General features: G+C 41.4%; 8 protein-coding genes. 5 read left to right on the top strand and 3 right to left on the bottom strand.

Features of this window, described 5'->3' with window-relative positions:
- Positions 1–238: 238 nt before the first annotated feature.
- Positions 239–979 carry an LEVG family PEP-CTERM protein gene (locus tag VB836_RS14475; RefSeq protein WP_323220070.1) on the bottom strand — a complete coding sequence of 247 codons (741 nt, stop codon included), beginning with the start codon at positions 977–979 and terminating at the stop codon, positions 239–241.
- 199 nt (positions 980–1,178) lie between these two features.
- On the opposite strand from VB836_RS14475, the gene VB836_RS14470 reads away from it, so the two are divergent.
- Both VB836_RS14470 and radC read left to right on the top strand, forming a co-directional pair.
- Complete coding sequence (locus VB836_RS14470) at positions 1,179–2,021, top strand: MOSC domain-containing protein (RefSeq protein ID WP_046276951.1); 843 nt, start codon at positions 1,179–1,181, stop codon at positions 2,019–2,021.
- 125 nt (positions 2,022–2,146) lie between these two features.
- The gene (radC, locus tag VB836_RS14465) at positions 2,147–2,878 is read left to right on the top strand and encodes a RadC family protein (protein WP_046276952.1); all 732 of its coding nucleotides are present in this window, start codon (positions 2,147–2,149) and stop codon (positions 2,876–2,878) included.
- 248 nt (positions 2,879–3,126) lie between these two features.
- Here radC and VB836_RS14460 read toward each other — a convergent pair whose 3' ends face one another.
- Together VB836_RS14460 and miaA are read right to left on the bottom strand one after the other, a co-directional pair.
- Positions 3,127–3,618, bottom strand: coding sequence for an NINE protein (locus tag VB836_RS14460; protein ID WP_046276533.1), 492 nt, complete (start codon positions 3,616–3,618; stop codon positions 3,127–3,129).
- Between the two features lie 305 nt (positions 3,619–3,923).
- The gene (gene miaA / locus VB836_RS14455; RefSeq protein ID WP_323220066.1) at positions 3,924–4,835 is read right to left on the bottom strand and encodes a tRNA (adenosine(37)-N6)-dimethylallyltransferase MiaA; all 912 of its coding nucleotides are present in this window, start codon (positions 4,833–4,835) and stop codon (positions 3,924–3,926) included.
- Positions 4,836–5,018: 183 nt separating this feature from the next.
- Between miaA and gyrB the strand changes: the two genes are divergently transcribed.
- The 3 genes from gyrB (at position 5,019) to VB836_RS14440 (ending at position 13,331) form a co-directional block, all read left to right on the top strand.
- Positions 5,019–6,956, top strand: coding sequence for a DNA topoisomerase (ATP-hydrolyzing) subunit B (gyrB, locus tag VB836_RS14450; RefSeq protein ID WP_323220064.1), 1,938 nt, complete (start codon positions 5,019–5,021; stop codon positions 6,954–6,956).
- A gap of 373 nt (positions 6,957–7,329) precedes the next feature.
- On the top strand, positions 7,330–8,049 hold the full coding sequence (locus VB836_RS14445) for a biliverdin-producing heme oxygenase (RefSeq protein WP_046276537.1): 720 nt from the start codon (positions 7,330–7,332) through the stop codon (positions 8,047–8,049).
- 305 nt (positions 8,050–8,354) lie between these two features.
- Positions 8,355–13,331 carry a PAS domain S-box protein gene (locus VB836_RS14440; RefSeq protein WP_323220061.1) on the top strand — a complete coding sequence of 1,659 codons (4,977 nt, stop codon included), beginning with the start codon at positions 8,355–8,357 and terminating at the stop codon, positions 13,329–13,331.
- Positions 13,332–13,353: the final 22 nt, after the last annotated feature.

Below are 13,353 nucleotides of genomic sequence, written 5' to 3'. Positions count from 1 at the left end.
CATGACGGATTCTCCTACTCCTTTTAACAATGATTCTCGCTCCGCTCAGTTTTCTTTGGGCGGCAATTCCTCTCCCGCTAACCCTGTCGGGTATAACGGGAGTCCCCTTGCCGCATCTCAGATGGATGAGTGAATAGGCTAATCTCCCATCCATCTTGAGTATTATTATCCGTAACAATCTATTCACACCACAGAAAATTAATCCTCTACTCACTCACCCGACATCAATTAAGCAAGTTTAAATTCGACGAGACTGACGCAGTTTTGAGCCGACTAAAGCCAAACCTACAGCCACTAAACCGCCCATTGTGGTCGGTTCAGGAACAGTCGTAGCCGCTAACCGAAAACGGACACCATCTCCAGGCTTCTTAACTAACAGTCCCTCGGGGTCAAATAACCCCAGTTTCAACGTTAGAGAACTAACATCATTAAAGGTTTGAGAAAAAGTGTTACCATTTGAGCCAGAAAGTACCCAATCCGGTGAAGCCAAAGAATTACCATTAATAGCGACAACACCCGTCGTATTTTGTGACTCCGTATCAAAATACTCAATGGTTAATTCTTCTAAGATCGTCGCAAATTCAAAGGTGTAAGTCCCAACTTCAAGTTGACCGTCTTCGGGATAAGAATCTGTTGCTTCAAGATAGGCGACTGGACGAAACCAAACATCCGTCGGGTTGGTACCCGCATCTGTCTGAGAAAAGCTAATTTGATCACCATACTGATTGTCTGTTGTCAAGTCATCAATAAACAGACGACTTGTTGAACCTGTGGTGTCATCTGTCAGAGACAGAATACTCTCCACAAAAGACAGAGAATCGGGTGTGATACACTGAGCGGAATCTAGACAACCTAAACCCACATTAATTTCCCCTTCAGAGTCGGGAACGAGGCTAACCGCATAGCCACTAGAAGCAATAGCACTAACTGCAACTGTGGTTGTAGTCGCTAACAAAGTACGGAAAAATGGAGATTTCATGATGCTACAGACCCCAATAAACATCTGAGAAGCTGAATCGCTCCTATCATCTACTAATATAACCAATCCGGTTTGATATCACCTCCTGTATACTGGAGTTGCCTAACAGAACGCTATTTCAGTGGGTAGGATGGGTTGAGTTGAAAGATCAACTCACTCTTCAGTCTTTTTTATCGGTTTAGCGGAGAGATTTTCGCAGATGAACGTTACTGGTATTTTTATTCATCCGATTAAGTCTTGTCAAAGAATTGAACTTGAACAAGCAGAAGTCACACCGAAAGGGTTTCTTTGGGATCGAGAATTGATGATTGTTGATCAACATCATCAATTTATGACGCAACGAGACTATCCTCAGATGGCAAAAATTAGGGTTCAACTCTCAGAGGGAATGATTTCTTTTTCGGTTCAAGATGAAACAATAGAACCCTTTACCTTTGAACCTAATTTAACCGGAAATCTTCTGAACGTTCAGATTTGGCGAGATCATACAATAGCCATTGATCAAGGCGATGCGGTGGCAAATTGGCTGCAAAATGCCTTAAAATTATCCTCTGAACAAACTTGTCGGCTCGTGCGACAATCTCCTCAAAATATTCGCTTAGTTAATCCCAATTATGCACAACGACCCAAAGATCAGGTTAGCTTTGCCGATGGTTATCCTTTTTTACTGACCAATACGGCTTCTTTAGCTGAACTGAATCGCCGAATAAAAGCGAATCATACAGTTGAATTTTTGCCAATTTCGATGATTCGATTTCGTCCAAATATTGTGATTGAATCTGAGTTTCCTTTTATTGAAGATCACTGGAAATTGATTAAAATTGGAGCGGTTTATTTTGATGTCGTTAAACCTTGCGATCGCTGTATTGTTACCACAACAGACCAATTGACCGGAAAACGGGACGAGTTCAAAGAACCTTTGAAGACCTTATCTACCTTTCGACGACAAACCGGAGGTGTGATGTTTGGTCAGAATATTATCCCTATAAATACGGGTGTTATTCACAATGGCGATCAAGTTCAATGTTTAGAACATCGGTAATTTTACGGATATTTATGAACAGCTTTTTTTGATCAAATCAGAAAATATTGATATGGAAAATATTCATTGATTTTCAAAAAACTCGGGTTATATTGAATTTAATCCTTGTTGTGAGAGCATCGAGTATGACCTATAGCCTGAGAATTGCTGATTTACCCTCAGATGAACGACCCCGAGAACGAATGATGGCACATGGCCCACAAGCCCTTTCAAGTGCAGAATTAATCGCTATTTTATTGAATACGGGACAGGGAAAGGGAAAGTTATCAGCAGTAGGCTTAGGGCAATATTTACTCAATCAACTCAGTCAAAATCAGCATGATCCCCTATCAATTTTGCGACATATTAAAGTACAAGAACTCACGCAAATTCATGGCATAGGGCCAGCCAAAGCCACCACAATTATCGCCGCAGTTGAACTCGGAAAACGAGTCTTTCAACTCCGTCCTTCTGAACTCGCAATTATCGAAACGCCCCAAGCCGCAGCCGACGCTTTAAGCCAAGATTTAATGTGGCAAACTCAAGAACGATTTGCGGTATTATTATTAGATGTGAAAAATCGTTTACTCGGAACAAAAGTTATTACAATTGGTACTGCCACCGAAACCTTAGCCCATCCTCGGGAAATTTTTCGAGAAGTGATTAGACAAGGGGCGACACGGATGATTATTTCTCATAACCATCCTTCGGGAAATGTTGAACCCAGCCCTGAAGATATTACCCTAACTCGTCAACTTTTACAGGGCGCCCAAGTGTTATCGATTCCCATTTTAGATCATTTGATTTTAGGTCAGGGAGAATTTCAGAGTTTACGTCAAATCACAACATTGTGGGATGAATACCCTCAAGGCGATTGAATTGTTATCAATATTGTAGGGGCGGGTTCCGCCTCAATGTATATCTTCTCAGCAACTACCTCGATAAACCCGCCCTTAACCGTCACTGTGAGTGAGGGGGCGGGTTTATATCAGTTGTTTGTGGGGAAAACATATATCTATTAGGAACCCGCCCCTACAAAACTATTCCCTACTGTCAGAGGGGGCGGGTTTATATCAGTTGTTTGTGGGGAAAACATATATCTATTAGGAACCCGCCCCTACAAAACTTAAACAATGCGATAAATTATCGTTCCGGTTTCTTCATGGTTATCGATATGAAGCAAACCTTCTTTATATAAATCATTCAACAATTGCTTAATTTCAGGAATCGGTTTATCCGTCGCAATTACACAATCAGCAACCGAAATCCCTTGAGGGTTATCTTTGGCAAGTTTCAAAATTGTATAAATATCAGACTTTTGTACGACAGCCGGAATCGCTTCCTTACTATATTTCTGACTTTCTGTTAAATTAACAATAACTTCGTGAGTAATTGGAGTCTGACTCATTTCTCGCTGATAAAGTTGGTATTTGAGATTTTTACGTTCAACCATTCCGGGAATGAGAAATAAATCTACAAATTGACCCACCCCAAAAAAACCAAAGGTAAATAACCACACCAGTCCAGTGAAATAATTCCCGGAATAGATTCGATGAACACCACCCAACCCCAAAAACCAAGTACACCAGAGTAGATACGCCAGTCCTGTATTTCTCATATCAATTCTCCCAGTATCGTGCTTTGAAGACAAATCATTCAACACCCACAACTGATATCGCCCAAGGAATTTTTCGCGTCTGGGGAAAGGGATGTTAACCAACGCTCACAGCAGCCTCTGTCGTTGAACGGCGGAATAATCTGTGACTCCCCAACTCACTTTTACCTTGATCTTCAAACAGGTCGCCGTTCATTCCGGAAAACCTGCTCCTAACTATTCTAGCACTGAACTGTTCCTAACTGCTCATCAAGAGACTCTCAAAAAATCCCCCTCTGACGGGTTGATTATTTTTAAAAAAGTTGTTTTTAAATTCCCCCAATAAACGTTTTAACCCGGGGCCAAACTTGTTCTAATAAATCGGCATTTTCCGCATCAAACCATTCTATCTCTGAGACGGCATTAAACCAGGTTTGTTGTCGTTTCGCAAATTGACGAGTATGTAAAACCGTCGCCGCGATCGCTTCCTCTAACGAACAATCTCCCCTGAGATATTGTTGGATTTCGTGATACCCTAAAGTTTGTAACAAAGGCAAATCTTGACCATATTTTTCCAGAAGTCTTTTCACCTCTTCAAGCCATCCCATCTCAATCATTTTTTGGGTACGGTGTTGAATGCGTTGAGTCAAGCGATCGCGATCTAAAGTTAAGCCAATTTGTAAAATGGGATAATCGGGGGGATTTTCACCTTGTTGTTGAGAAATCGGACAACCCGTAATATAATAAACCTCTAAAGCTCTTTGAGTGCGAAACTGATCATTGGGATGAATTTTTTGTGCCGCCACCGGATCAACTTGGTTGAGCATCGCATAACATTGAACTTGACCTAACATCTGAAACTGCGATCGCAACTCAGCACAAGGCGCAACTCGAGGAATTTTCATCCCGCGTACAATCGCTTTAATATACAACCCCGTCCCCCCTACGAGCAACAAAGGGGAAACAGGAGAAGCAGACACAGGAGGAACCGCTATCATTGCTTGAGCCTTTTCCTGGTATTCTGCTACAGTAAGAGTCTGTCTCGGATCGCAGATATCGATGAGGAAATGAGCAGCCTGTTGCTGTTCGTCTAGAGTGGGTTTAGCCGTGCCGATATCAAATTCTCGATACACCTGACGCGAATCTGCACTGAGAATCACTGTATCGAGTCGTTGCGCCAAAGCGATCGCCAACCCTGACTTTCCTGTTGCGGTTGCACCACAAATCACAATAATCGCCATAAATCAATATAACTTTTACACATCCCTGTCCCACTGCCCATTATAAAGGGGTACAATCTGGATTAAAATAAGGCTTGAGTTGCCGCTAATATCGTTTATAACCCTTTTGTGTTACAATTTTGGTGAGATTTGTCATTTTTGGAGTCCTGGGGACTTCAGCCCCAGAATTGGAGCAGTTATCACATGACCAGCAGTTACAGCGCCGATCAAATTCAGGTTCTTGAAGGTCTAGAAGCCGTCCGCAAACGTCCAGGGATGTACATTGGTTCAACAGGGCCACGCGGACTTCATCATTTAGTGTACGAGGTCGTGGATAACTCCATTGATGAGGCGCTCGCAGGCCATTGTACCCACATTGAAGTCGATTTTAATGCCGATGGTTCAGTCACCGTTACCGATGATGGTCGCGGTATTCCCGTTGATGTGCATTCCAAAACCGGAAAATCAGCCCTAGAAACCGTAATGACGGTTCTCCACGCTGGGGGAAAATTTGGCGGGGGTGGCTATAAAGTTTCAGGCGGTTTACATGGGGTGGGTGTCTCCGTTGTCAACGCCCTATCTGAATGGGTAGAAGTTCAAGTTTTGCGGGATAAAACGCTTTATACTCAACGCTACGAAAGAGGAGTTCCCGCCTACGAATTAAAATCACAACCCAGTAAAGAAAGTCAGACGGGAACTGCGGTTCGCTTCCTACCTGATACGACCATATTTACAACTGGAATTGAGTTTGACTATGCAACCATTGCCAGTCGTTTACGAGAATTAGCCTATTTGAATGCAGGCATCAAAATTACTTTAACAGACCATCGTTTAGAACTCCTCAAAATCGAGCAACCGAAAACCGAAAGCTTCTGTTATGAAGGCGGAATTCGAGAATATATTGCCTACATGAACCGCGAAAAGCAACCTCTCCATGAAGATGTGATTTATGTGTCGGGAGAGCGAAACAATGTGCAGATAGAGGTAGCGTTGCAGTGGTGTGTTGATGCTTATAGCGATAATATTTTGGGCTTTGCCAATAATATTAGAACTATTGACGGAGGCACCCATTTAGAAGGCTTAAAAGCGGTATTAACCCGTACCATGAATAATTTTGCCCGCAAGCGAAATAAACTCAAAGAAAATGAGTCTAATTTGGGCGGCGAGAATGTCCGGGAAGGGTTAACGGCTGTAATTTCAGTCAAAGTTCCTGACCCAGAATTTGAAGGACAAACCAAAACCAAGTTAGGAAATACAGAAGTTCGCGGGATAGTTGATTCTTTAGTCGGGGAAGTGTTAACCGAATATCTCGACTTTCACCCGAATATTGCCGATGCAGTTTTAGAGAAAGCCATTCAAGCTTTTAAAGCCGCAGAAGCCGCTCGTCGGGCGAGAGATTTAGTTCGTCGGAAATCGGTGTTAGAATCATCGCCATTACCCGGTAAATTGGCAGATTGTAGTACCAGAGATCCCAGAGAATCTGAAATCTTTTTAGTCGAAGGAGATAGTGCGGGCGGAAGTGCAAAACAAGGACGCGATCGCCACAATCAAGCGATTTTACCGCTCCGAGGAAAAATCCTGAATATTGAGAAAACGGATGATTCTAAAATCTACAAAAACAATGAAATTCAATCCCTCATTACAGCGTTAGGATTGGGAATCAGAGGGGAAGATTTTGATCCGTCCCAATTGCGTTATCATAAAATTATTATTATGACAGACGCAGACGTTGACGGCGCTCACATTCGCACTTTGCTGTTAACCTTTTTCTACCGCTATCAACGAGAATTAGTAGAACAGGGTTACATTTATATTGCTTGTCCTCCTCTGTATAAAGTCGAACGAGGACGCAATCATTACTACTGTTATAATGAGCGAGAATTGCAGCAATGTTTGGCTGAGTTTCCCTCAAATGCTAACTACAACATTCAACGGTTTAAAGGGTTAGGGGAAATGATGCCTCAGCAACTTTGGGATACTACGATGAACCCTGAAAGCCGAATGATCAAGCGGGTAGAAGTAGAAGACGCCGCCCAAGCGGATAACGTTTTTACCGTATTAATGGGAGACAGAGTAGCACCCCGTCGGGAGTTTATTGAAACCAATGCACCTCGTTTAAATCTGGTTGATTTAGATATTTAATGTTTTGTAGGTTCGCGCATCAAGTGCGAATTTTCCAGGCGCAGAGGCATTGCTAATTGAAGACTATCGGGACTAGAATCATATAGAAACCTAGTCCCGTTTGCTTTGATACACCCGAATTTCATATTAGTAATGATTACCTAATTTATGAATGGCAGTTTTCAGGTGACAAGCGATCGCGGATGATGCTAAAGTCCTACGTTAACTGGCTTCTTGACCGATAGCTCCCACTGATCTGTAACCCTTGTGACAAATCTTAACATCATTTCTCAGCAAATCGGTTTAAGGTAAAAATTCAGGCGGTTTAATAATCGCTGTCTCAGTATAGAGATGTCTGATGTTGAACAGAAGCTTTGAGATATAAGGATTTAGTATGAGCGTTAATTTAGCAACTCAATTGCGAGAAGGCACGAAAAAATCCCACACAATGGCAGAAAATGTGGGTTTTATCAAATGCTTTTTGAAAGGAACCGTAGAAAAAACCTCCTATAGAACATTAGGAGCAAATCTCTACTTTGTCTACTCTGCAATGGAAGAAGAGATGGAACGCCATCGCAACCATCCGATTCTGTCGAAGCTGTATTTTCCCGAACTCAACCGCAAACAGAGCCTAGAAAAAGATTTATATTATTTCTATGGTTCTAACTGGCGGGAAGAAATCGCCCCTACAGTCGCCGCACAAGCTTATGTAGCGCGAATTCGGGAGATTTCCAACACTGAACCCGAATTGTTGATTGCTCACCTGTACACTCGCTACATGGGCGATCTATCTGGTGGACAAATTCTCAAAGCGATCGCTCAACGAGGTATGAACCTCTCAGACGGCGAAGGCATCCAATTCTATGAATTCAAGGATATTCCCGATGAGAAGGCGTTCAAAGCCAATTATCGCCAGATGATGAATGATTTACCCATCGATCAAGCCACAGCCGATCGGATTGTTGCTGAAGCCAACGCCGCCTTCGGAATGAATATGAAGATGTTCATGGAGTTAGAAGGCAACTTGATCAAAGCTATTGGCTTAATGTTGTTTAATAGCTTAACTCGCAAACGCACCGCCGGTTCTACCGAACTCGCACCTGCTGCCGAGTAATAGTCTTTGAAATTCATTTTAAATTGAATTAAGTCTGCCGAAAGGAGAACACTAATCCTGGAAGCTTGATGGCTGTAATATAAAGCAGTCGTTGGGTTTCCCGGATTTTCAGGTTTTCAAAGACATCCCAAAATTGCCCTGAGTTGTAGAGTTTGAAATCAAAAAATCTCTACTTTTGTTCACTTATAGTCTAATTTTTCCAGTGGAGATCAGTTTAAGTTGACAAGAATTCCGTATACTCACTGATGAAACTGCTTGAGAAAGTATTCTATAACAGAAGAGAAGGCTCTCAACTTACTCAACCGATGAATAACGCTCAAACGATCATTCTGGTTATCGATCATTCTCTCAGGGATTTAGAAACTTATCGGGACTATATAACACAAAATACAACTCCGAATATAAACCCTCAGCAAATCTTGTTGGCTGAAACGATAGAAAAGGGATTACAATATTGCCAACAGATTCAACCTGATGTCATCCTCTTGAATACTCAGCTTGATGATTTCGATAGCTTAGGATTTATCCAAGACTTACAACGCCTGAAGCTGAATATTCCGATTATTTTACTCCCTAATTTTCAACAAGAAGAGACCGAAATAAAAGCAATAGAACCGCATTTTTACGATAATTATTTGCAAGAAAAAATATCACTTTTCACCCAAGATCACACGATTAATCAGATTTTTTTCAATCCAAAATACCCCCTAGATATTAAATATAATCAGTTAATAAAAACCGTTAATAAACGCATTCATCAAGGCTTAAACTTAGAAACCCTACTGCAAACAACAGTTAACGATATTCGACAGATTATCCAGTGTGATCGCGTTTTATTGACTCAATTTCAACCTAATAAAAAGCATAAAATTACTTCATTTTCAGGTGATTTAAAAGTAAGCAATATAATAGAATACGAATTTGAATACATCCCAGAAAAACAAGTTATTCCTAATATCTATCAAACGGGATTAACACCAAGCCAAATTCAACAATTTGAACAGAACCAAGTTAAAGCCTATTTAGCTGTCCCAATTTTAATAAATTCAGACGGTCAAGATAAAACAACACCCCAGACTGAAACTTGGGGATTATTAATCGCCCATCAATGTAATAATTTTAGAGCGTGGGAAGCTGAAGACATAAAACTCTTTGAACAACTTTCAATTTCCATCTCAATTGCCATTGAAAAAAATCAACTCCGTCAACAAATCAAAACCCTAAACAGTCAACTCGAAGCCAAAACAAAAGAAAGGGATCAGCAATTTCAAGCCATTTTTAATAATACCTTTCAATGTACAGGACTGCTAACACCTGAAGGAATATTACTCGATGTGAATCAAACCGCTTTAGACTTTGGGGGATTGAAACACGAAGATGTCGTTAATCGTCCCTTTTGGGAAACCCACTGGTGGACAATCTCAACTGAAACTCAACACCAATTGCGTCAAAGTATCGCTAAAGCCGCTTTAGGAGAATCTATTTCCTATGAAGTCGATGTATTAGTCGCCGGAGGTAAAATCGCAACAATAGACTTTTCTTTGCGTCCCCTGCAGGATGAAACAGGCTCAGTGATATTAATAATAGCAGAAGGTCGAGATATTAGCGATCGCGTCGAAGTCAAACGCGCCCTACAAGAAAATCAAATTTTACTGCAATCTGTTCTTGATTGTATTCCTCAAGCCGTATTTTGGAAAGATAAAATAGGTAAATTTCTCGGCTGTAACTATCAATGTAGTGTAGATGCAGGTTTACCGAGAAGTCAAGAAATTATTGGTAAAACGGACTATGATATGCCTTGGAAAAACGAAGCAATATTCTATCGGGCTGATGATTATCAAGTGATGAAATCAGGAGAAGCCAAACTTGATATCGAAGAACCCATGACAAAAATTGGGAATATTTCACGTTTGCTGAGAACCCATAAAATGCCCTTGCGAAATGCAGATGGAGAAATTATAGGCGTGGTGGGAACCTACGAAGATATTACCGAACGTAAACAAGCAGAAATCGCTTTGCGTCGGAGTGAAGCCCGTTATCAAATGTTAGTGAATAACTTCCCCAACGGGGCTGTAATGATGTTTGATCACGATTTAGAGTATATCTTGGTTGGTGGTTTAGGACTTGCAGAAGTGGGGTTAAGTAAAGAATACCTTGAAGGAAAAACAATCTGGGAAGTCTTACCTATTCAAACCTGTAAACTGCTCGAACCGCTCTATCGTCGAACCCTAGCCGGAGAAGAATTTGTTGCTGAACTTCCCTTCGCAGATCGCCTTTTTCTCGTCTATTTTTTACCCATTATTGATCAAGGAATAGTGCAAGCAGGCGTAGTTCTCTCTCAAGATATTACCCAACGCAAACAAGCCGAACAAAAACTCCAACAACTCAATCAAGAACTCGAAGCCAGAGTTCAACAACGCACCGCAGATCTACAAACAGAAATTGCTGAACGAACTCGCCTCTTAAACATATTAGAAGCCAGTTTAAACGAAATCTACATCTTTGATGCCGAAACCCTAAAATTTCAATATGCTAACCAAGGCGCTTTGCGAAATCTCGGGTATAGCCTCGAACAACTTCAACAAATGACTGCTATTAATCTTCAACCTCAATTGACTCGAGAACAATTTCAACAATTAATCAATCCCTTGTTAAACCATCAACAAAAGAAAACCGTTTTTAGAGCCGCTTATCAACGATCAAATGGAAGTTCGTATCCGGTAGAAGTTCACTTTCAACTGATCGAACATCAACAAGAACGCTTATTTCTGGCGGTTGCTCTCGATATTACCCAACGTCAACAAACCGAAGATCGCTTAAGACTGGTTGAATTTGCCCTTGATAACGCTCGAGAAAGCATCTTTATTGTCGAGCAAGAAGGTGAGATTGTTTATGTTAATAAAACCGCCTGTGAGAATTTAGGTTATTCTAGTGCAGAACTCTCAAATCTAAACATTTGGCAAATCGATCAAAACCTAAACGCGCCCCCAGATTGGCAACCTTTCTGCGAACATCTCAAACAACAAAAATCCCTATTATTAGAATCTACCCATCGAACTCAAACAGGTGAAAACATTCCGGTTGAAATTACCCTTACCGAGTTAAATTTTGACGGGATTCCCTACTTCTGCGAAATTGCTCGAGATATTCGAGAACGAAAACAAGCAGAAGCTGATCTCAAAAAGCGAGATAACTATCTCACTGCTTTAGTTGAAGTGCAGCGTCAACTGTTATGTGCAGCTTCTCAAAGCGATTTATACAAACTTGTGCTTTCAATTTTAGGTCAAGCCGCAGATGTCAGTCAAGTCTATGTGTTTGAACATTGTTACGACGAGTTCAACCATCCCTATTTGTATTATATGTCTCACTGGTCGGCACCTGATGCAGCCTCTAAGCTCAACCGATCTGTCCTCCAACAGCTTTATGATACACCCTGCTTCTCAACTTGGGTAGAACAACTCGCCCAAGGTGAAGCCATTTGTCAGAGTTTAGACGATATGACTCCCATGCAACGTCAAATTCTTGAACCGACTGGAATTTTTACGATACTTCTGTTTCCATTAATCGTCAGAGGAGAATTTTTTGGGTTTATTGGCTTTGATAATGATGGCGATACTCGTCAATGGGATAAAATCGAGATTAACCTGTTAAAAGCGGCTGTTAGTGCGATCGCTATCGTCACTGAACGCCAACTCGCTCAAGAACAACTCCAACGACAGCTTACCGCTATTGAAGCTGCTAGCGAAGGAATTGCCATTGTTAACCCTTTAGGCGATTATATTTATCTCAACAAAGCTCATTTAGACCTATTTGGCTATACAGAAACCACAGAATTATTAGGTCGGAATTGGCAAAGTCTTTACTCTCAAGAAGAGGGCGATCGGATTAATCGCGAAGTCATTCCTCAACTGATGGAAAATGGATATTCTCGCAGCGAAGCTTTAGCTATTCGTAAAGATGGAAGTACGTTTCTGGAAGAATTTTCCCTAACACTCACGAATAGCGGTGAATTTGTTTGTGTTTGTCGCGATATTACCGAACGTAAACGAGCCGAAGAAGAATTGCGTCGCACGAATGCTCAGTTAGAACGAGCCACCCGCCTTAAGGATGAATTTATGGCAAATATGAGCCATGAATTACGCACGCCGCTCTATTCGATTTTAGGTGTATCAGAAGTCTTACAAGACTGTGTTTATGGAGCGATCAATCCTCAACAATTGCGATCGCTGGCGACTATTGAACAGAGTGGTCAACATCTGCTTGAACTGATTAATGAGATCCTGGATTTATCTAAAATAGAATCCGGAAAAATGGAGTTGAAGCTGACGGCGGTTGAGATCAATCAACTCTGTCAATCTAGCCTGAGTTTTGTTAAACCCCAAGCTGATAAAAAAAATCTACAACTGTGTTTCATCCCCGCTCCTGTTCCCGTTACGCTCGAAGTGGATAAACGTCGCATTCGTCAAGTTTTAATTAATCTCCTCAGTAATGCGGTTAAATTTACCCCAGAAGGCGGTAATATTTTGTTAAAGGTCGAGATTGATCCGGACAATTGTTGTCTCCATCTGAGCGTCATTGATACCGGAATTGGGATTGCTCCCGAAGATCAACAACATTTATTTGAGCCTTTTGTACAAATTGATAGCAGTTTATCTCGACGATATTCAGGTACAGGTTTAGGGTTAGCCCTCGTTCGACAAATTACGCAAATGCACGCTGGAATTGTCTCTTTAAAAAGTGAAGTGGGGCGAGGAAGTACGTTTACGGTTACGCTTCCTTGGAACTCACACTGGGGTTGTATGCTGGATGAAGATGCGCTGACTTCTCAAGCGGACTGGCTTGACAAACTGACTCCTGCTTCGTCTTCAACTTCCTCCTCTGAGTTGAATCAACTTAAACCGCCTTCTGGTGTCTCACCTGTCATTTTGATCGCAGAAGATCATCGGGCGAATGCTGAGACAGTGGGGGATTATTTAGAAACCCGAGGGTATCGAATTATTTTTGCAGAAAACGGTATTGAAGCCGTTCAATACGCCCAACAATACCAACCTAAAATCATCATTATGGATATTCAAATGCCTGAACTTGATGGTTTAGAAGCGATGCGTCAAATTCGCGCTTATCCTGATACCGCCAAGATTCCAATTATTGCGTTGACAGCCTTAGTTACTGTTCAAGATCGTGAGCAGTGTCTGCAAGCGGGAGCTAATGACTATATGAGTAAGCCGGTCAGTTTAAAACAGTTATCTGATAAAATAAGAGAAAGACTAAACCTTCAGTAATTTTATCGAAATCAACTGTAAA

The organism is Limnoraphis robusta BA-68 BA1, from assembly GCF_034932365.1.
Lineage (GTDB): Bacteria > Cyanobacteriota > Cyanobacteriia > Cyanobacteriales > Microcoleaceae > Capilliphycus > Capilliphycus robustus.
The sequence above is the reverse complement of the archived record's forward strand: the minus strand, read 5'-3'. Positions and strand labels throughout refer to the sequence as shown.